Origin of the sequence: Enterocloster clostridioformis (assembly GCF_020297485.1) — a bacterium.
Taxonomy (GTDB): domain Bacteria; phylum Bacillota; class Clostridia; order Lachnospirales; family Lachnospiraceae; genus Enterocloster; species Enterocloster clostridioformis.
In genome coordinates, this window is record NZ_JAIWZC010000001.1 from 3,805,834 (window position 1) to 3,827,420 (window position 21,587).

At 51.8% G+C, this 21,587-nt stretch carries 13 protein-coding genes, 2 tRNA genes, 2 rRNA genes, 1 other RNA gene and 1 pseudogene; all 19 read left to right on the forward strand.

What is annotated here, in order from left to right; translation table 11 throughout:
* Nucleotides 1-19 precede the first annotated feature (19 nt).
* A complete protein-coding gene (locus tag LA360_RS19155) occupies nucleotides 20-1,204 on the forward strand; it encodes a trans-sulfuration enzyme family protein (RefSeq protein ID WP_112481481.1) in 1,185 nt (394 codons plus the stop codon).
* A 61-nt stretch (nucleotides 1,205-1,265) separates the two neighbouring features.
* Complete coding sequence (locus LA360_RS19160) at nucleotides 1,266-2,663, forward strand: ABC transporter substrate-binding protein (protein ID WP_112481482.1); 1,398 nt, start codon at nucleotides 1,266-1,268, stop codon at nucleotides 2,661-2,663.
* Nucleotides 2,664-2,813: 150 nt separating this feature from the next.
* The gene (locus LA360_RS19165) at nucleotides 2,814-3,719 is read left to right on the forward strand and encodes a carbohydrate ABC transporter permease (protein ID WP_022201093.1); all 906 of its coding nucleotides are present in this window, start codon (nucleotides 2,814-2,816) and stop codon (nucleotides 3,717-3,719) included.
* A 4-nt stretch (nucleotides 3,720-3,723) separates the two neighbouring features.
* On the forward strand, nucleotides 3,724-4,566 hold the full coding sequence (locus tag LA360_RS19170) for a carbohydrate ABC transporter permease (RefSeq protein WP_022201092.1): 843 nt from the start codon (nucleotides 3,724-3,726) through the stop codon (nucleotides 4,564-4,566).
* Between the two features lie 232 nt (nucleotides 4,567-4,798).
* Complete coding sequence (locus LA360_RS19175; RefSeq protein WP_225537617.1) at nucleotides 4,799-7,825, forward strand: alpha-mannosidase; 3,027 nt, start codon at nucleotides 4,799-4,801, stop codon at nucleotides 7,823-7,825.
* Nucleotides 7,826-7,866: 41 nt separating this feature from the next.
* A pseudogene (locus LA360_RS31490) lies at nucleotides 7,867-8,303 on the forward strand (alpha-amylase family glycosyl hydrolase); the annotation flags it as partial.
* Nucleotides 8,304-8,320: 17 nt separating this feature from the next.
* On the forward strand, nucleotides 8,321-10,504 hold the full coding sequence (locus tag LA360_RS19185) for an alpha-galactosidase (protein WP_057572347.1): 2,184 nt from the start codon (nucleotides 8,321-8,323) through the stop codon (nucleotides 10,502-10,504).
* A gap of 108 nt (nucleotides 10,505-10,612) precedes the next feature.
* An RNA gene (ffs, locus tag LA360_RS19190) (signal recognition particle sRNA large type) lies at nucleotides 10,613-10,874 on the forward strand.
* A gap of 246 nt (nucleotides 10,875-11,120) precedes the next feature.
* Complete coding sequence (locus tag LA360_RS19195; protein ID WP_002584486.1) at nucleotides 11,121-12,200, forward strand: 6-phosphofructokinase; 1,080 nt, start codon at nucleotides 11,121-11,123, stop codon at nucleotides 12,198-12,200.
* Between the two features lie 77 nt (nucleotides 12,201-12,277).
* Nucleotides 12,278-13,960 carry a DNA polymerase III subunit gamma/tau gene (gene dnaX, locus LA360_RS19200; protein ID WP_022201087.1) on the forward strand — a complete coding sequence of 561 codons (1,683 nt, stop codon included), beginning with the start codon at nucleotides 12,278-12,280 and terminating at the stop codon, nucleotides 13,958-13,960.
* Between the two features lie 42 nt (nucleotides 13,961-14,002).
* On the forward strand, nucleotides 14,003-14,359 hold the full coding sequence (locus LA360_RS19205) for a YbaB/EbfC family nucleoid-associated protein (protein WP_002584484.1): 357 nt from the start codon (nucleotides 14,003-14,005) through the stop codon (nucleotides 14,357-14,359).
* Nucleotides 14,359-14,955 (forward strand): recombination mediator RecR, encoded by a 597-nt coding sequence (gene recR, locus LA360_RS19210; protein ID WP_002584483.1) that lies wholly within the window; start codon nucleotides 14,359-14,361, stop codon nucleotides 14,953-14,955. The genes LA360_RS19205 and recR overlap by 1 nt, the downstream gene beginning before the upstream one ends.
* A 46-nt stretch (nucleotides 14,956-15,001) precedes the next feature.
* Nucleotides 15,002-17,395 carry a hypothetical protein gene (locus LA360_RS19215; protein WP_022201086.1) on the forward strand — a complete coding sequence of 798 codons (2,394 nt, stop codon included), beginning with the start codon at nucleotides 15,002-15,004 and terminating at the stop codon, nucleotides 17,393-17,395.
* A complete protein-coding gene (locus tag LA360_RS19220; RefSeq protein WP_022201085.1) occupies nucleotides 17,392-18,219 on the forward strand; it encodes a Cof-type HAD-IIB family hydrolase in 828 nt (275 codons plus the stop codon). The genes LA360_RS19215 and LA360_RS19220 overlap by 4 nt, the downstream gene beginning before the upstream one ends.
* 18 nt (nucleotides 18,220-18,237) lie before the next feature.
* Nucleotides 18,238-18,960: a CvpA family protein gene (locus LA360_RS19225; protein WP_022201084.1), complete on the forward strand. Its 723-nt coding sequence runs from the start codon at nucleotides 18,238-18,240 to the stop codon at nucleotides 18,958-18,960.
* A 581-nt stretch (nucleotides 18,961-19,541) separates the two neighbouring features.
* Nucleotides 19,542-21,073, forward strand: a 16S ribosomal RNA gene (locus LA360_RS19230).
* Nucleotides 21,074-21,138: 65 nt separating this feature from the next.
* Nucleotides 21,139-21,256, forward strand: a 5S ribosomal RNA gene (gene rrf, locus LA360_RS19235).
* 7 nt (nucleotides 21,257-21,263) lie between these two features.
* Nucleotides 21,264-21,337 (forward strand) — tRNA-Ile (locus LA360_RS19240).
* A 74-nt stretch (nucleotides 21,338-21,411) separates the two neighbouring features.
* Nucleotides 21,412-21,484: transfer RNA gene (locus tag LA360_RS19245), tRNA-Ala, on the forward strand.
* Nucleotides 21,485-21,587: the final 103 nt, after the last annotated feature.

Below are 21,587 nucleotides of genomic sequence, written 5' to 3' on the forward strand. Positions count from 1 at the left end.
GGGAGAGAGAGGTAATGATATGACAAATCAGAATGAGTATCTAAAAAGTACAAAGCTAATCACGGCCCACTATGGGGAAGAGTACGAGCATTATTACAATGCTATCGTTCCCCCGGTATTCATGAATTCGCTTAATGTATTTGAGACCCTTGACGATTACTATGATTTTGACCGTACAGACAAGCACAAATATTGCTACGGGAGGGTGCAGAATCCTACGGTGCGCATACTGGAGGACAAGATAGCGGCCCTGGAGCACGGCGTGGGTGCCCTGGCTTTTGCATCCGGTATGGCGGCTGCCACCACGGCAGTCCTTACAGCCTGCAAGGCAGGCAGCCATGTGGTATGCCTTCACAATGCATACGGCCCCTTAAAGGACTTCCTCAGCAAATACTGCAGAGAACACCTGGATATTACCCTCTCTTATGTGACCGGCGATACGGTGAAGGAATTTGAGGCGGCTGTGACAGATGCCACGGACCTGATTGTGTTGGAGAGTCCGTCTTCAGTGGTGTTTTCCCTTCAGGATATACGGGCCGTGTCCCGGATTGCCAGGGAACACCATGCGCTGGTCTACATAGATAATACGTTCTGTACCCCGATTTATCAGCAGCCCCTGGATATGGGGGCGGATATCGTGATGCACACCACATCCAAGTACATTGGAGGACACAGCGATATCATCGGAGGTATGCTGGCGGTAAAGGACGAGGAACTCATGAAAAAGCTGACTGCCAACAGGGAGCTTTTGGGCGGAATCGTGGGTCCTATGGAGGCATGGCTTATGATAAGGGGACTGCGGACCATGGAGGTCAGGCTGGCGGCGCACCAGGCCGCGGCCATGGAGGTGGCAAAATTCCTGGAGGCCCATCCCAAGGTACGCCGGGTCAATTACCCCGGACTTCCCTCTCATCCCCAGTATGAGCTGATGAAGCAGCAGCAGACCGGCAACACCGGACTTATGAGCTTTGAGATTCATGGAACCACGGGGGATGCAATAAAGGTGGCGGAGAGCCTTAAGATATTCAAGATAGGTGTATCATGGGGCGGGTTTGAGAGCCTTGTGTTCCTGCCTCACGCCAGACTGGATGAGGAGACATGCCGGGTACTGGGGGCAGCACAGAATGTTATCCGCATCCACTGCGGACTGGAAGGTACAGAGGCCTTGATTTCAGATTTGGAATCAGCTCTTGCTAAGATATAGAAGCGTAGAGGTACAGCAACAAAAAGCAGTGAAAATCAAGCAGTAAAAAGGAGGAGAACAGATGAAGAAGAAACAATTAGCGGCAATGGCATTGGCGGCAGTGATGCTGACGGGATGCGGAGGCGGCAGCGCTGCTCCGGATGCCACAAAAGCAGCAGACGGAGGGGCGGCCACCACGGCGGCAGACGCAGGCGGAAAAGAGGGCGGCAGCCAGAAAGCGGCATCCGGGGAAGCCGTCACCATCACCTTGGTGGAATCCCTTACCAGCCCTGAGAGGACGGCTGTCCTGAGGGAAATTGCGGACAAATATCAGGCTGAGCACTCAAATATTACCATTGACATCATTTCCCCGCCTCTGGAGAATGCGGATGCCAAGATTACCCAGATGCTCATGAACGGCAGCGGAGCTGATATCGTGGAGGTGCGTGATTCCACTGTGACCCAGTATGCCACCAATGAATGGATTGCCGATCTTCAGAAGTACATTGACGCGTGGGATGAGAAGGACACCCTGACAGAGTCGGCCGACGAGGTAATTCATTATCTCAAGGGAGGCGCTTATCTGATTCCTTACGGATTCTATCAGAGAGGACTGTTCTACCGCGCGGACTGGTTTGAGGAGAAAGGGCTTGATCAGCCGGAAACATGGCAGGATATCTACGATGCAGGCCTGGCCATTACAGACCCCGCTAACAGCAGGTTTGGCTACTCCTTCCGCGGCGGCCCCAGCGGCTATCAGTATGCGGATACCATTTACTGGAGCTGGATTGGTACGGATAAGGTGGCGGATCCCAACGCGGCTTATTTCTTAAAGGATGGGGACGGCGCCACGATCTTTACCCTGCCAGAGGTAAAGGAGGCACTGCATTTCTACAAAGACCTGTTTAAAAACACCTGCCCAACTGACTCCATTGCGTGGGGATTCTCAGAGATGGTCCAGGGCTTTGTGGGCGGCACCACAGCCATGCTGATTCAGGATCCGGAAGTAATCGCCACCTGTTCCGCCGACATGCAGGATGACCAGTGGGCACTGGTTCCGTTCCCCAAGGGACCGTCCGGCCAGGCGGTACTCCCCAACGGATTTGCGGGCTGGGGCATGACATCCTTTACAGAGCATCCGGATGAGACCGCGGATTTCCTGCTGTACTTATCTAATTCCGAGAATAATACCTACTTTGCAAAGAACTACTCCACAATCCCGATTCACAACAACGCTGCCGAGAAGGATACATATTTCTCCGAGGGACGTTTCGCGATGTATATGGATATGGCAAAGGAACCGGATGTATACCGCCATGCGGCATACCCGCAGATGTACGAGGCATTTGCAACCTACAAGACAGAGGTTGATACCATGTATCAGAAATACCTGACCGATGAAATTACGGATGATGAGCTGTTACAGTGGTTAGATGAGTTCTGGACCCAGGCTTACAAGGATGAGGGCCAGAAGTGGTAAGGACGGATTGACCGAAGAACGTATGAAACACAATCAGTAAGGACCGGAGGGCGCCGGGAGCGGGGGACCTGCTCCCGGCACTTCCGGATATAGAGCTGTGCGCGCCGTGCCGGGGAAGCCGGCACACGCAGCCGGCAAGGAGGTGATGGCATGAAACAAACGTCGAAATTAAAAATGAGGAGAGCCCGGTTCATCTTTATCATGGTTCTTCCTGCCATACTGTTTCCCATGATATTTACCTACTATCCGATGATAAAGGGGTCCCTGATGGCATTTCAGAGCTACAACCTGATGAATGTCAAGAATATCAAGTGGGTGGGTCTGGATAATTTCAGCAAGCTGTTTGCCCACAACACCAGCAATACCTTCTATTCCACCATGCTCAACACGGTTAAATGGGTGGGAATCTCCCTGTTTGTCCAGTTTACGGTGGGATTCGCCATGGCGTTGCTTCTGAAGAAGAAATTTAAGGGCTCCGGCCTTTACCAGGGTCTGATTTTCTTCCCCTGGGCTGTATCGGGATTTATTATCGGCATTATGTGGCGCTGGATGTTCAACGGAACCTCAGGCGTCATCAATGACCTGCTTATGAGGATACATTTAATCGGCCAGCCCGTGGGATGGCTGGCCAGCAAGAACACGGCCCTTTACTCCTGCATCATAGCCAATATATGGTACGGGATACCATTTTTCACCATTATGATAACGGCTGCCTTAAGGGGAGTGTCGGAAGACCTGTACGAAGCCGCGGATGTGGACGGCGCCAGCCCGTATCAGAAGTTTACCAACATCACAGTGCCCTGTATTCGTTCCGTGCTGCTTTTGACGGTTCTGCTGCGGGTTATCTGGATATTCAATTTCCCGGATTTAATTTACTCCATGACCCAGGGCGGGCCTGCGGGGTCCTCCAACATCATTACGTCCTACATGATGCAGCTGGTCCAGAGTCTGGATTACGGTCTGGCGTCAGCGGTGGGCGTGCTGTGTATCCTGTTCCTCATTGTATTTGCAGCCATTTATCTGGTTGCCGCCAAGTATACGGACGAAGAGGCATGATATCATGACAATGAAAAATAAGAGAAGGCTTAAAAGCCTGTTAAAATATTTTGTACTGGCATGTTTCCTTGTACTGACCATGTTTCCCTTTGTGTGGATGCTTCTCACATCCTTAAAGGGGTCCCAGGGGGAAATCTATGCGTTTCCGGTCCGGTATCTGCCCAATCCGGCATCCGCTGTCAACTATGTGGCCATGCTGTGGAAGGGCAATTTCGGCCGGTATATGCTGAATTCCTTTTTCTCCTCAGCGGTGGCAGCCACCTGTGCGGTGTTTATTGCCATACTGGCCAGCTATGTCATAAGCAGGTTCCACTTCCGGTTTAAGAACGTACTTCTGCTGTTTTTCCTGGTAACGCAGATGATTCCCATGTTCATCATGCTGGCGCCGTTATACCAGCTCCTGGCAAAGGCGAAGATGCTAAACGACCTGCGCAGCCTGGCCATGCTCTACACAAATATGATGATTCCCTTCTCCGTGGTGACATTGTGCGGCTTTTTTGACAGCGTGCCAAAATCCCTGGAGGAGGCTGCCTGGATAGACGGATGCGGCTATTTCAAGGCATTGTTTAAGGTGGTGGTGCCGGTCATCATGCCCGGCATAGCGGCTACATTTATATTTGCATTTATCAACTCATGGAATGAACTTTTCATGGCAGTCATGTTTATAGATGTGGATAAGTTCAAGACCATACCAGTGGGACTTAACGGCCTGATTCTTAAATATGATATTAAATGGGGCGAGATGGCGGCAGGAACCGTCATGTCACTGGTACCTACCATGTGTCTATTTGCCTTTGCCCAGAAATATATGATAGAAGGGCTTACGGCAGGTTCGGTTAAAGGTTAAGCGTGCTGTCCCGCACAGGAAGCGGCCGGGGCCGGCGGACAGATATTTAATTTGTCCGCCGGCCTTAGTGGTAAAATAAGGACATAGATGATTTGGGCCGGGATAAGGAGGAAGAGGATGAGCATATTATTTGAACTGGAACGGATGGAGCGTCTGACGGTTGATCTGGACCAGCTTCGCAGGCCGGTGAGGATTCCGGTCAGCTGTTATAAGCGGATGGAAGGAAAGGAAAATGGACCCCCCGCGGCTGGACGGGGCCCATGTGGAATTCCTGATCACCACGGGAAGGGAAGGACAGTGGGATGCCACCAATCCCCAAATGCTTTTTTATCTGAACGGAAAAATTGTCCAGGGAGTGGATGTAAACCACAGGGAAATTTTAATGAGTCCCAGGGCCAATGCAGGGGAGCAGTACGAAATTGCCATCCTGGCCTACAGCGGCAGCGTGCCCGGGGACCTGATAATCCGCACGGAGCTGGTTCAGGTGGATGATGCTGTGGAAAAGGCTTACTACGATTTTCTGGTGCCGGTCCAGGCTGCCAGGCTTTTGAAAAAGCCGGATGAGGAGAATTACAGACGGATTCTGGTAAAGCTGGGGCCTGCGGCCGACGCCCTGGATTTGAGGGAGCCATATTCATCACGGTTCAACCGGTCCATAGAGGAGATGGAGAGAATCGTGAAAAAGGAATTCTACGAAAATGTGAACACCTCCTCTCCGGTGGTAAGCGCAATCGGCCATACCCATATTGACATTGCGTGGCTGTGGACCGTGGACCAGACCAGGGAGAAGGCCGTGCGGAGCTTTTCCACTGTATTGGAGCTGATGGACCGGTACCCGGATTATAAGTTCATGTCCAGCCAGCCCATTTTGTACCAGTTTGTAAAGGAGCAGGAACCGGAACTCTATGAGCGCATCCGGGATCGGGTGAGGGAAGGCCGCTGGGAAACAGACGGCGCCATGTGGCTGGAGTCGGACTGCAACCTGCCCGCGGGGGAATCCCTGGTGCGTCAAATCATCAAGGGCGAGCAGTTCTTCCGGGAGGAATTCGGCATTTCCAGCAGGTGTCTGTGGCTGCCGGATGTATTCGGTTATTCCGCCGCCATACCGCAGATACTGAAAAAGTGCGGCATTCCCTATTTCCTGACAACTAAGATTGCCTGGAACCAGTTTGACCAGCTGCCCAACGATACCTTTATGTGGAAGGGAATCGACGGCAGCAGGGTATTTGTATTCATGCCTACTGCCTGTGACTTTGATAAGACCCTGGGGTTAAATGTGTCATTTACAGACACCAGGAACACCACTACATACACGGGTATTGTCAATCCCAATATGACGCTGGGAACCTTCAAACGGTTCCAGAACAGGGACCTGACAGAGGACACGTTAATGCTCTTTGGATATGGCGACGGAGGAGGCGGTCCCACAAAGGAGATGTTAGAGGAGGCAAAGCGTCTCAGATACGGCCTTCCGGGCATTCCCAGACTGGTTCAGGAAAATGAAAGGGACTTTTTTGACCGGATTTATCACGATATTGCGTCCAAACCAGGCATGCCGGTATGGGATGGGGAACTCTATTTTGAGTACCACAGGGGAACGCTGACCTCTATGGGAAAAAACAAACGCTATAACCGGAAAAGCGAGCAGATGTACGAACAGCTGGAGACGCTGGGAGTCATGGCAGAGCTTAAGGGTCTGGCATATCCGGCCGGCGTCATAAAAAAGGGATGGGACATCATCCTGTTAAACCAGTTCCATGACATTATTCCGGGAAGCGCCATTGGGCCTGTCTATGACCAGACAGACCGGGAATATGAGGAGATACTGAAATCCGGCGCAGAGACAGCCCTTCATCTGGCAGAGGACCTGGGTGACAGGATCTGCGGTCAGGGTAAGGATACCGGCAGGGAAAAGCCGGGAGACCGGAAGGTTATTGTAATCAACACACAGGGATATGAGCGGGAGGATACCGTAACGGTGTCCGGCGTGGCCCGGGGGGAGGCGGCTTTTGCCTGCGACTGCCTGGGACACAGGTTCCCGGTCCAGTATACAGGGGAGGACACACTTATATTCCACGCAAAGGGAATTCCTTCCTGCGGGTGTGCCGTGTACAGCCTCATGGGGGCAGAGGATAGTGGAAGGTCAGGACCTGCCGCAGAACATTCCGGATATGCCGCAGAACACTCCGGATTTGCCGCAGAATGTCCCGGGCCATGGTCCGGCCTCTTTGAAAATGACTGGTACAGAGCTGAGTTTAATGATAAGATGGAGATCGTCTCGCTGGTTGAGAAGGGGACGGGGGGACAGCTGTTAAAAGAAGGGCGTGTGGGGAACCAGCTCCTGACCTTTGAGGACCGCCCCATGAACTGGGACAATTGGGATGTGGACATGTATTATCAGAGAAAGCCATACCATGCCGAACTTGTGACGGCGCCGGTTTTAAAGGAATGGGGACCGGTTCGGACTGTTGTTTCCATCTCTCACCGGTTTGCGGGCTCCCTTGTGGAGCAGGATATTGTGTTCTACCCCAATCTGCCCAGAATCGATTTTGTGACCCGGGCTGACTGGAGAGACCATCATGTTCTGCTGAGGGTTTATTTTCCGGCCCAGATTAACGCTGCCAAGGCCACCTATGAGATACAGTTCGGCAATGTGGAGAGGGAGACTACCAGCAACCACAGCTGGGATACGGCCAAATTTGAAGTATGTGCCCATAAATGGGCGGATCTGTCGGAAAACGGCCTGGGACTCAGCCTTCTTAACGACTGTAAGTATGGACACAGCATCAGGGACGGGGAAATGGGACTGACCCTTATTAAGTCCGGGACCTATCCCAATGAGAACGCGGATATAGGCATTCATGAATTTACCTATTCCATCTATCCGCACAAGGGACGGTGGCAGGAAGCAAGGACCGTGGAAATGGCCTATGGCCTGAATTCGCCCCTGGTATCCGCACTGGCGCCCGCCAAAGGACCGGGCGGATTCTGGAGCATGGTATCCGTGGACCAGCCGTGCTGTTTTGTGGAAATGATGAAAAAGGCGGAGGATGGGAACGGATATATCCTGCGTATCTATGAAAACCGCAATACAAGGACGTCCATGACGGTAAACCTTGGATTTAAAATTTCCCATGTGGAGGAATGTGATTTGCTGGAAAGGACCCTGAGGCCCATTGAGACAGATGGACATAGGTTTAAGGATTTCATAAAACCTTATGAGATTAAGACATACCGCGTCAGCCCCGCCGGCGTGTAAGTTCCGGCTCATCAAGAATCGGAATATAAGGGAGGATTTACATGGAAGAACAGAGGGCATGGTGGAAAGAATGCGTGGTGGATGACAATGGTTATGATATCAGCGATTATAAGGCTGTCATGGATGTGTTCGGCGCCATGGAGGACTTTGACAGGCTTCTGGCAGAGATACATCAAAAAGGAATGAAGCTGGTGATGGACCTGGTTGTAAACCATACATCGGATGAACATGCCTGGTTCGTGGAGAGCCGCCGTTCTCCTGACAATCCCTACAGGGATCACTATATATGGAAGGATACGACATGATGGCCTGGTGGCGAGACAAGGGCATTGACGGTTTCAGGATGGATGTGATATCCATGCTGTCCAAGGAGCAGCGCTTTCCCGACGGGGTGTTAAAAGAAGGAAAACCCTATGGTGACGGCCTGCCCTATTATGCCAACGGCCCCAGGATACATGAGTTCTTGCGGGATATGAGTCCCAAAGGCAGTTCCATCTGTACAACGATAAAATCAGTTATATCATGACATGTCTTCCGAACGGGCAGATGGGACAGCTCTACTATGGAAAGCGGATACGGCACAGGGAAAGCTTTGGCCATTTGCTGGAGTTTGCGCACAGGGATATGGCGCCCTGTGTCTATGAGGATGACACCACATTTTCACTGGAACATATCAAGCAGGAATACCCAGGCTTTGGAACCGGGGATATGCGGTATCCGGCTTATGGAATCAGAAGGGAAAATGGAAGCAGGGTCAGTTCTTTTGTATACAAAAACCACATCATACAAAGGGGAAAACCGGAATTGCCGGGCCTGCCAGCCACTTATGTGGAGCAGGATGAGGAGGCGTGGACCCTGAAGCTGTATCTGGATGACCCAGTGGCAGGTATGGAACTGGTGCTTTTTTATACAATCTATGAAAAGATGCCTGTGCTTACCCGCAGCGCACGGTTTGTCTGCCGTGGTCCGGAGCCGGTCTGCCTGGAGCGGGCCATGAGCCTGAGCCTGGATCTGCCGGATCCGCGTTACCAGATGGTTGATTTGACCGGGGCCTGGTGCAGGGAACGCTATGTGGACTGCCACGGACTTCACCAGGGAGTTCAGAGCATACACAGCATGAGGGGACACAGCAGCCACCAGTTCAATCCGTTCATCTGTCTGAAACGGCCTGATGCCGGGGAGGACAGCGGTGAGGTAATCGGCATCAGCCTTGTATACAGCGGCAATTTTCTGGCCCAGGCAGAGGTGGATACCATGGACACGGTCCGGGTGACCATGGGAATCCATCCCGAAGGATTTGACTGGCCCCTATGTCCGGGAGAGAAATTCCAGACGCCGGAGGCAGTGATGGTATATTCGGGGGACGGCTTAAACGGTATGAGTCAGGTGTTCCACCAGCTCTACCGGACCAGGCTTGCCAGGGGGTATTGGAGGGACAGGGAGAGGCCCATCCTGATTAATAACTGGGAAGCCACATTCATGGATTTTGACGAGGACAAGATTCTCTCCATTGCGGACAAGGCAAGGGAGCTGGGCATAGAGCTGTTCGTACTGGATGACGGGTGGTTTGGAAAGCGGGACGATGATACCACTTCCCTGGGGGATTGGTATCCGGACCTGCATAAGCTGCCCGATGGAATTACAGGGCTGGCAGGAAAAATCAGGGATATGGGAATGAAGTTCGGCCTGTGGTTCGAGCCTGAGATGGTCAGCAGGGACAGCCGTCTTTACCGCGCCCACCCGGATTGGATGTTAGGGAGTACGGACCGGCCGGTGTGTACAGGGAGACACCAGTATGTGCTGGATTTTTCAAAGGACCAGGTGGTGGAATACATAGGGGACAGAATGGAGGAGATACTGGGAGACGGCGGTGTGTCTTATGTGAAGTGGGATATGAACAGGAGTATTTCCGACCTGTTTTCAGCGGGCCGGGATGCGCAGTACCAGGGAACCGTGTACCACAGACAGATACTGGGAGTATATAAGCTGTATGACCGGCTCACCAGGAGCTTTCCTCATGTTCTGTTTGAATCCTGCGCCAGCGGCGGCGCCAGATTTGACCCGGGCATTCTGTATTACGCGCCTCAGGGCTGGGTTTCCGATGACACCGACGGAGTGGAGCGTGTGAAAATCCAGTACGGCACCAGCCTGGTATATCCGCTCAGCTCCATGGGAAGCCATGTGTCCGCCATACCCAACCATCAGACACAGAGGAATGTTCCGCTGGCCGCCAGGGCGGCGGCAGCCTGTTTCGGAACCTTTGGGTATGAACTGGATCTGAATCTGCTTGCAGAGGAGGAACAATACCAGGTAAAGGAACAGATACGGTTTATGAAGGAGCACAGGAAGCTGATTCAGCAGGGAAGGTTCTACCGGCTTATAAGTCCCTTTGAGGGAAATGAGGCTGCCTGGATTGTTGTATCGGAAGACGCAGACAAGGCAATTGCGGCTTACTTCCGGTTCCTCCAGCCCGTGAATGCCGGTTTTAAACGGCTGGTACTCAAGGGGCTGAATCCGGGGATCATGTACCGGGTCAGCGGGGTAGACTATACCGCGTATGGGGACGAACTTATGAGCGCGGGCCTGATTCTTTCAGACGGTGCCAGCGGTGTGCGGACCAGCCCGGTGCCCCAGGGAGATTATCTGTCCAGGTTATTTTTGGTGGAGGCACAGCCTTGACAAAAGCGTCTCGGCAGGTTATACTTAACAGGCAGTTTTCAACAACTGCCCCAAGCCGGCATTTGTTGACACATCTGCGTATGTACGGCCAAATATGTCATAAAGTTTCCACGCAGCCGGGGAGATAGCGGTGCCCTGTACCTGCAATCCGCTCCAGCAGGGGTGATACCTTGCCTCGGGCTGTTTGCTGCGAAGCTGCCTTGTGTAAGTGGCGTTGACGTCTGGGTCTTACGCAACGGGAATCTGTGAACCGTGTCAGGGCAGGAATGCAGCAGCACTAAGCAGAACCTCCCGTGTGCCGTGAGGCAGCCTGGATTGAGTTAACTGCATGAGTAACGTTCGTGGCAGCAGCACAAAGCAAGGTGCGTGGAATTAAAAATGGGATATAAATCTGAGGATACGTTACTGTATCACCGGATTTATGTCCCATTTGTATTTCCGCATGGCGTGCTTCCCTGGGACCGGCCGGTTATCCGGATTTTGCGGCCGGCCGGTTGTCCGAATTTATACTTGCCCCGATAACACCTTTGCGTTATAATTACAAAATGGGTATAATAGAACCATTCCCAGGAAACATAACAGAAAGTGAAGAAACTCTATAAGGAGGAAGTGCAATATGAGAAGAATTGGAATGCTGACCAGCGGCGGAGACTGCCAGGCACTGAATGCCACCATGAGAGGTGTGGCAAAGTCCTTATATAACATGTTTGACGACGTGGAAATAATTGGATTTGAAGACGGATATAAAGGACTCATGTATGCGGACTATCAAATCATGAAATCGTCAGATTTCTCAGGAATTCTCACCCAGGGCGGTACCATTCTCGGGACTTCCCGCCAGCCTTTCAAGCTCATGCGCACTCCTGATGAGAATGGACTGGATAAGGTGGAGGCCATGAAGCACACCTACAAAAAGCTGAAGCTCAGCTGTCTTGTGGTGCTGGGCGGGAACGGCAGCCAGAAAACAGCCAACATGCTCAGCGAAGAAGGACTCAACGTGGTATCGCTTCCCAAGACAATTGACAATGACCTGTGGGGCACGGATATGACATTTGGGTTCCAGAGCGCGGTGGATGTTGCCACCAATGCCATTGACTGCATTCATACCACGGCCGCGTCCCACGGGCGTGTATTCATCGTGGAGGTTATGGGACATAAGGTGGGCTGGCTGACCCTGTATGCTGGTCTTGCAGGCGGGGCGGACATTATACTTCTTCCGGAGATACCATATGATATCAATATTGTGTGCGACGCCCTGACCAAGCGGTCCAAGGCAGGCAAACGCTTCTCTATCCTGGCAGTGGCCGAAGGCGCCATTTCCAGGGAAGATGCCAAGATGAGCAAGAAGGAACTGAAGGAAAAGAAGAAAAGCGGAGTGGTATATCCGTCGGTGGCCTATGAAATCGGGGCCAAGATACAGGAAGTCATCGGCAGCGAGGTAAGGGTTACGGTTCCGGGCCATATGCAGCGCGGCGGCGAGCCATGCGCTTATGACCGCGTGCTGGCAACCAGGCTGGGCGCTGCGGCAGCCAGGCTGATAGCCGAGGAGCGGTATGGCTACATGGTGGCAGTGAAGAACAACGATATCACCCAGGTGCCTCTCTCCGAGGTTGCGGGAAGGCTTAAGACCGTGGACCCGGAGTGTTCCATGATTAAGGAAGCCAAGATGGTGGGCATCAGCTTTGGCGATGAATAACTGCATGATGATGAAAATGAGCGTTAATTTGAAAATAAATTTATATGAACAAGATAGAATAATAGGAGTTGCCTAATATGTCATATACGGCGTTATACCGCAAATGGCGTCCTGTTTCCTTTGAGGATGTAAAAGGCCAGGACCCGATTGTGCAGACACTGAAAAACCAAATAACGTCGGAGCGTATCGGCCATGCATACCTGTTCTGCGGTACCAGGGGAACGGGTAAGACCAGTATAGCCAAGATATTTGCCAGGGCGGTGAACTGCGAACATCCGGTGGATGGCAGTCCCTGTAACGAGTGTCCCACCTGCAGGTCCATTCAGTCGGGTTCCTCCATGAATGTGGTGGAAATTGATGCCGCCTCCAACAACGGTGTGGAGAACATACGTGATATAAGGGAACAGGTGCAGTATCCTCCCACAGAGGGACGGTACAGGGTCTATATCATTGACGAGGTCCATATGCTTTCTATTGGAGCCTTTAACGCTCTGTTAAAGACACTGGAGGAACCCCCGTCCTATGTGATTTTCATATTGGCTACCACCGAAGTGCACAAGATTCCAATTACGATTCTCTCCCGCTGCCAGCGCTATGATTTTAAGCGCATATCCTTAGAGACCATAGCGGACCGCCTGAGGGAGCTGACTCAGGCCGAGCAGATACAGGTGGAGGACAAGGCGCTTCTCTATGTGGCAAAGGCGGCTGACGGCTCCCTCAGGGATGCCTTAAGCCTTTTGGACCAGTGTGTGGCCTTTCATTACGGAAGGGTGCTGACCTATGACAATGCCCTGGAGGTTCTGGGGGCAGTGGATTCCAGCGTGTTCAGCCAGATGTTCGGCGCCATTGTGGAGGGCAGGACAAGGGACTGTATATGCAGCCTGGAGGAAATTGTGATTCAGGGCCGGGAGCTGGGCCAGTTTGTCACTGATTTTATATGGTATATGAGAAACCTGCTTTTAATCCGGAGCGCGGACGACGCAGAGGGCCTGGTGGATATGTCGGAGGAGAATTTAAAGCAGCTGAGAAGCGATGCGGGCAAGGCGGACGGAACCACGCTGATGCGGTATATCCGTATCTTTTCCGAATTGTCCAACCAGCTGCGCTATGCCAGCCAGAAGCGGGTGCTGGTGGAGGTGGCGCTTATCAAGCTGACACGTCCATCCATGGAGCCCAACCTGGATGCCATTTTGCAGCGGTTAGGAGATCTGGAAGCGCAGATGGAGGATTTGGAGGCAGGCCGCATGGCCATTCCCATGACAGCTGCTTATCAGGCCGCAGGCAGCCCTCCTGCCGGACAGGTGCCGCAGGCGGGGGCCGGCCCGGGGCAGGATGGGGGAACAGCACCCCAGACAGCGGCGCCTTATGCTCCGGGGCTTCAGGCAGAGCCGGGGGTTATGCCGGAAAAGGTGGCCCTTCCCCGGGCCCAGCTGGAAGACTTGAAGCTGGTGAGAAACGAATGGGCCAAGATAGTCCGCAGCATGGGAGGCGGTGCCAGGTCATATCTGCGGGACACCGTGGTGGAGCCTGGCGGAGAAGGCTGCCTGACCATTGTGTTTATGGATCCCATGAACTACGATATGGGGAAGCGGCCCACTGTTATAGGGGAACTGGAGCGCTATGTGGAAGCTAATTTCAGCAGATCCATTTACTTTAAGACAAGGCTGGCCGGCCGGGGCGAGCGCCTTAATACGATTTATGTGACCCAGGAAGAATTGGAAGAAAAGATTCATATGGATATTACATATGAAGATGAATAATATAAAGATGATTAATCGGAAATAATAGGAGGATAATACACCATGGCAAAACGTGGCGGATTTCCAGGCGGAATGCCTGGCAACATGAATAATCTTATGAAGCAGGCGCAGCGTATGCAGCGTCAGATGGAGGAGACTACCAGGGAGCTTGAAAATAAAGAATACACGGCTGCTTCCGGCGGCGGTGCGGTCAGCGTGACCGTGTCAGGCAAAAAGGAAGTGGTATCCGTTAAGCTGTCACCTGATGTGGTGGACCCGGACGATATTGAGATGTTAGAGGACCTGATTGTGGCAGCTGCCAATGAGGCGTTCCGCCAGATGGAGGCTGAGAGCAGCGAGGCCATGTCTAAGCTGACAGGCGGCTTAGGCGGAGCACTGGGCGGAGGTTTCCCCTTCTAATGGATTACTACAGCAGTCAGATTACCAAGTTAATAGAGGAACTGTCTAAGCTCCCCGGAGTTGGGGCCAAGTCGGCCCAGCGCCTGGCATTCCATATCATCAACATGCCGAAGGAGCAGGTGGAGGAGCTGGCAGGTGCCATGACAAGCGCCAGGAATAACGTGCGCTATTGTAAGGAATGCTTCACCTTGACGGATAAGGAACTGTGCCCTATCTGCAGCAGTGACAGGCGGAATCATAAGACCATTATGGTGGTGGAGAATACCAGGGATTTGGCTGCTTATGAGAAAACTGGCAAATACGATGGGGTTTATCATGTGCTGCATGGCGCCATTTCTCCCATGCTGGGGATTGGCCCGGGGGATATAAAGCTGAAGGAATTGATGCAGAGACTCCAGTCGGATGTAGAGGAAGTCATCATTGCGACCAATTCCAGCCTGGAAGGCGAGACCACAGCTATGTACATAAGCAAGCTGATAAAGCCTACAGGGATTAAAGTGACCAGAATTGCCAGCGGAGTACCCGTTGGCGGAGATTTGGAATACATAGACGAAGTAACACTTCTTCGGGCATTGGAAGGCAGGACGGAACTTTAGACAGCAGATTTCCATACCGGGAACTAGCGATAGGGAGATGCAAAAGATGGATAAATACGAGTTTAACATAAAAGTTGAGCAGATTAAGAAGATGGTAAGCCGCGGGGACTATGAAACGGCCATGAAGATAGCCGATACCATAGACTGGCGCAGAGTGCGGAATGTAAACATCCTGTCCATGGTGGCAACCATCTATGAGAAGAACGAAGAGTACCAGGAGGCCAAGGATATTCTGCTGCTGGCATTTGAACGGGCGCCCATAGGAAAGCGCCTGCTGTTCAAGCTGGCGGAGCTGGCTATCAAGGAGGGCAGCTTTCAGGAGGCAGAGGATTACTACAGGGAGTTCTGCGACCTGGCGCCGGACGATCCCAGGCAGTATATCCTGCGCTACCTGATTCTGGGGGCAAAGGGAGCGCCCGCAGAGCAGCTGATTCATACCCTGGAGCAGTACTGCAACATTGAGCTGGATGAAAAATGGCTCTATGAGCTGGCAGAGCTGTATGCGGAGGCCGGTATGGGAGAACTCTGCATCATGGCCTGCGACAAGATTATGCTTATGTTCGGTCTAGGAAAGTATGTAGAGAAGGCCATGGAGCTTAAGATACAGTTTGCGCCTCTCACAAAGTATCAGATGGATCTGGTGGAAAACAGGGATAAGTATGAGGCACGTCTCAAGGCAGTGGAGCAGGAGTACCGCGCCGGAAAACGGCCTGCGGACTATGAGCCCATGCCTGAGAGGAAAACGGAAGTCTCTCCCCAGTCCTACATGGCCCGCCAGGAGGCCGCTTTTGCCGTGGAGCCGGAAGCAGAGTACCCGGAGGACGGGTATGCGCAAGCCGGACATCGGGAGGGCGGATACGCGGAGGACGATTATGCGCAAACCGGATATCAGGAAGCTGGATATGCGGAAGAAGAATATCCGGAGGACGATTATTCAGAAGGTGATTATCAAAAAAACGGATATCAGGCAGAGGTATATCAGGAAGATACCTATACGGATGAAGATGATTCTGAGGAGGCATATGGACGGCGGGGCTATTACGGAAATGAATATCCGGACCAGAATCCGCAGGACGACACAGAAGACGGCGCCAAAGCCGGGTACCCGGAGGAACACTGCGGGAATGCCGCCGGGGCTGAGAAATCATATGAGAATGAGGGCGCACACGCCCAGGTTACCATAGAGCCTGAGGATTCGGAGGAAGAAGAGGAATCTGCAGAGGAAACACAGTCCCGATGGATGCCGGATAAGCCCCGGATTCTGTCGGATGAAGCAGTGCGGGCCAGAATGCATGAGGCGGAGGTTCAGGCAAATCTGGCCAAGGAGATGTCCAGGATATCAGACGGACGTCACAGGCCGGAGACAACGTCTGCCCAGACACGGGTGTTGACCGACATCAAGGATTTGGGGAGAGAGTCATCTGTCCAGGAATCGCATCATTTCATGATAGAAGCCGAGTATTCCAGTTCGGGTCTGGACCAGGCCATTGAACTTCTTAAGAAGATTCATAAGGAGACAGGGGCTAAGAACCAGGCTGCCAAGATAACAGGGGAAAAGCTTAACAGTAAAGGCGTATTTGCCATTGCGGACAAATTGACAGGCAAGGACCTGATTATTGAACAGGCCGGCGCCATGGAGGAATCCACCCTCCAGGAGCTGAACCAGCTGATGGCCAGGGATGAGACAGGCATGAATGTAGTCCTTATAGATGTGGCGGGTAATCTGGCCCGTATCCATAAGGTATATCCGGGATTGGCCAAACGGTTTGAATATGTAGGGAAGATGGGGCCGGAAGAGGTTGCTTATGTGGCGCCGGAAGGAGATGACCGCCCCGTGCGCCCTGTGCAGCTCCGGAAGGCAGAGGAGCCGGCTGTGTCCAGGAAGGTCCAGAGCCGGAAAGAAGAACCGGCTGTTAGTAAGGTTCAGCCGGTACCGGAACCAGCTGCCCCCAGGAGCCTGCCAAAACCAGAGCCAGAGCAGAAGCCGGACACGGATCGTAAAGCAGAAACAGAGCAGAAACCAAAGCCGGTGCGCAGGAAAATGGAAGAGAGCCGCCCGGAGCCGGTTGCCCGCAGGGAAGAACATAAAGAAGTCCCCCTTAAGGCGGCGGAAAACCCTCCGGTCCTGCCTCAGCCGGATGAATCGGATTATGATGACCAGCAGGAGATGGATATTGATGAATTTGCTCAGTATGCATGCCAATATGCCAGCGACATTGACTGCAGTATTTCAGGAAAGAGCATGCTGGCCCTCTATGAGCGGATTGAAATTATGGAGGAAGACGGCGTACCCCTTACAAAGGTAAATGCTGAGGACTTGATAGAGGAAGCTGCTGATAAAGCGGAGAATCCATCCTTCTTTAAGCGGATTACAGGAATATTCTCGTCCAAGTATGACAGGGACGGTCTTCTGATATTGAAAGAGGAGCATTTTATATGATGACCATAGGTTTGATTGCACTGGATCTTGATGGTACTCTGCTGGACAGCCAGAAAAACCTGTCAGAGCGCAACCGCAGGGCGCTGGAGCGCTGCGCCCGTATGGGCATACAGATTGTGCCGACCACGGGCAGGGCGGTGGATGGTATCACGCAGGCAGTACGGTCCCTGCCGGGGGTCAACTACGCCATAACCACCAACGGCGGAACGGTGGCAGACCTTATTAAGGGAGTCAGTCTGAAGCGGTGTACACTGTCCAACGCAAAGGCGTTGGAAGTCATGGATATCGTGAAAAAGTACAGGGCAATGTATGATCCGTATATAGATGGAAGAGGGATTTCGCAGCCTGAGTTCATCGAACATATGGAAGACTACGGCCTGAGTCCTGTGATTCAGAAAATGGTACTCTCCACCAGGGATGTTGTGCCAAATATCCTGCATTACGTGACAGATTGTAAGAAGGATGTGGAGAAGGTCAACGTATATCTGGCTGATGTGAATGATGCAATGCCGCTGCGCAGGGAGCTTTCAGCCGTACAAGGTATTGTCATCAGCTCATCTCTGTATAATAATCTGGAAATCAATGCACTGGGAGCCACAAAGGGTGTTGCGCTTATGTGGCTGGCAGATTATCTTGGGATTGCCCCCGAGGCCACCATGGCATTTGGTGATGGGGAAAATGATATCTCCATGCTGGAGGCGGCCGGAGTGGGCATTGCCATGGGAAATGGACTGGACATAGCTAAAAACGCGGCAGATAGGATTACGCTGACAAATGACGAGGATGGGGTTGCGGACGCTATAGAACGCCTGATATTCAACTAAAAGAAAGACTGAAATTATATGGACATGATATTAGAACATTGGCTGTCTGCCGGTGCAGGTGTTTTTCTCATTGGCATGGTACTGTATGGACATTACAGGGGGGCGCTGAAGCAGTGTGTATCCCTGGGAGCGCTGATACTTACCATCATATTGGTAAAGGTTGCCACTCCGTATATGACGGGTTTTATCAAGGATAATCCCTCCATACGCCAGAGCGCGGCAGAGGCCATACTGAATGCAGCCGGCTGGGAGGAACCGTTAGCGGAAAACACGGAGCTTCCGGCGGCGCAGCGCATTGCTATTGAGAACCTTAATCTGCCCCAATCCGTAAAGGAAACGCTGCTTGAAAACAATAACAGCGAGTTTTATCATATGCTGGGAGTGGAACAGTTTGCGGAATACGTCAGCACATATCTGGCTGACATTCTTATCAACGCAGTCAGCTCCATCATCCTGTTTGCAGTCGTCTATATCCTGATACATCTGGTGGTGCGGTGGCTGGATCTCATAGCGCGGCTTCCCATACTGTATGGATTGAATCATATAGCAGGTGCCGTCCTGGGATTGATCCAGGGACTGTTGTTTCTGTGGATTGGCTGTTTTTTGGTAGGAATCTTTGCAGCCACACCTCTGGGAATGACATTGGAGGAACAGATTAACGCAAGTACCTGGCTTCGGTTTTTATATCAGTATAATCTGATTAATATTGTACTGGGCGGCATCATCCGGGGCATTCTATAGAATAAAAAGATATAATTGTTCCTTTAATATATATAATTAAAACAAATCGCTGGGAGGGGATGGAAACATCTGTAAACAGCGATTTTTTTATTAACCACAAAATATAGAGAAATACAGAAAAAATAAGCACATTTAGTGGTGCGGAAATAAAGTTGAAAATTGTATAAAAAAATGGCACAAATTCCCTTGACAAGTTGAGAAAGTAGTGATATATTAAAGGTCCACCGCGGAAAACGGTGGGACAACTCTGAAAAATGAGTTGAAAAAGTTGTTGACAAGCAGTAACATATATGGTAATATATAAAAGTTGCTGCTGAGACAGACAACAAAAAAGAAATAAAAAAGTTGTTGACAAACGGTTGCAAATATGATAAACTACTAAAGTTATTGCTGAGACAGATAAACAACAACAAAGAACCTTGATAATTGAAGATTAGACAGTATGTAAAACCCTGAAAATTCTAAAAGCAAAAGGTCTGGTTTAGGCCTTTGAATTTGAGAAAATTCAGAACAAAACCAAGTAATGAAGGTTAAAGATAACTAGCCAAGCTAAGTAGTCTGAAAACCTGGAATCAACTTTTGAACATGAGAGTTTGATCCTGGCTCAGGATGAACGCTGGCGGCGTGCCTAACACATGCAAGTCGAACGAAGCAATTAAGATGAAGTTTTCGGATGGAATCTTGATTGACTGAGTGGCGGACGGGTGAGTAACGCGTGGATAACCTGCCTCACACTGGGGGATAACAGTTAGAAATGACTGCTAATACCGCATAAGCGCACAGTGCCGCATGGCAGTGTGTGAAAAACTCCGGTGGTGTGAGATGGATCCGCGTCTGATTAGCCAGTTGGCGGGGTAACGGCCCACCAAAGCGACGATCAGTAGCCGACCTGAGAGGGTGACCGGCCACATTGGGACTGAGACACGGCCCAAACTCCTACGGGAGGCAGCAGTGGGGAATATTGCACAATGGGCGAAAGCCTGATGCAGCGACGCCGCGTGAGTGAAGAAGTATTTCGGTATGTAAAGCTCTATCAGCAGGGAAGAAAATGACGGTACCTGACTAAGAAGCCCCGGCTAACTACGTGCCAGCAGCCGCGGTAATACGTAGGGGGCAAGCGTTATCCGGATTTACTGGGTGTAAAGGGAGCGTAGACGGCGAAGCAAGTCTGAAGTGAAAACCCAGGGCTCAACCCTGGGACTGCTTTGGAAACTGTTTTGCTAGAGTGTCGGAGAGGTAAGTGGAATTCCTAGTGTAGCGGTGAAATGCGTAGATATTAGGAGGAACACCAGTGGCGAAGGCGGCTTACTGGACGATAACTGACGTTGAGGCTCGAAAGCGTGGGGAGCAAACAGGATTAGATACCCTGGTAGTCCACGCCGTAAACGATGAATGCTAGGTGTTGGGGGGCAAAGCCCTTCGGTGCCGCCGCAAACGCAGTAAGCATTCCACCTGGGGAGTACGTTCGCAAGAATGAAACTCAAAGGAATTGACGGGGACCCGCACAAGCGGTGGAGCATGTGGTTTAATTCGAAGCAACGCGAAGAACCTTACCAAGTCTTGACATCCCCCTGACCGGTCAGTAATGTGGCCTTTCCTTCGGGACAGGGGAGACAGGTGGTGCATGGTTGTCGTCAGCTCGTGTCGTGAGATGTTGGGTTAAGTCCCGCAACGAGCGCAACCCTTATCCTTAGTAGCCAGCAGGTAGAGCTGGGCACTCTAGGGAGACTGCCAGGGATAACCTGGAGGAAGGTGGGGATGACGTCAAATCATCATGCCCCTTATGATTTGGGCTACACACGTGCTACAATGGCGTAAACAAAGGGAAGCGAGACAGTGATGTGGAGCAAATCCCAAAAATAACGTCCCAGTTCGGACTGTAGTCTGCAACCCGACTACACGAAGCTGGAATCGCTAGTAATCGCGAATCAGAATGTCGCGGTGAATACGTTCCCGGGTCTTGTACACACCGCCCGTCACACCATGGGAGTCAGCAACGCCCGAAGTCAGTGACCCAACCGAAAGGAGGGAGCTGCCGAAGGCGGGGCAGGTAACTGGGGTGAAGTCGTAACAAGGTAGCCGTATCGGAAGGTGCGGCTGGATCACCTCCTTTCTAAGGAAGAAGAAGTAAGGGTTTTAGATACTGTCTAGTGTTCAATGAAAAGGACACAGAGAAATTCCGGTGGCGATGCGCTTAGGGGAAACACCCGTACCCATTCCGAACACGATGGTTAAGACTTAAGCGGCCGATGGTACTATGCTGGAGACGGCATGGGAGAGCAGGTGGCTGCCGGATTTAAACCGGGCTTATAGCTCAGCCGGTTAGAGCGCACGCCTGATAAGCGTGAGGTCGGTGGTTCGAGTCCACTTAAGCCCACTGGTCTGTGTTGGACAGACATCATAATTTAATAGGGATTGCCTCTGTAAATAGAGGGAAGACCCACATCCTATGGGGGTGTAGCTCAGTTGGGAGAGCACCTGCCTTGCAAGCAGGGGGTCAAGAGTTCGAATCTCTCCATCTCCATTTGCTGAAGTGACTGTGAGGAAGAAGGCTGGTCCTGAAACCTTGAAAGTGACGGAAGCATACCATACGTACCTTGAAAACCGCATATTGAATAAAAATGAAT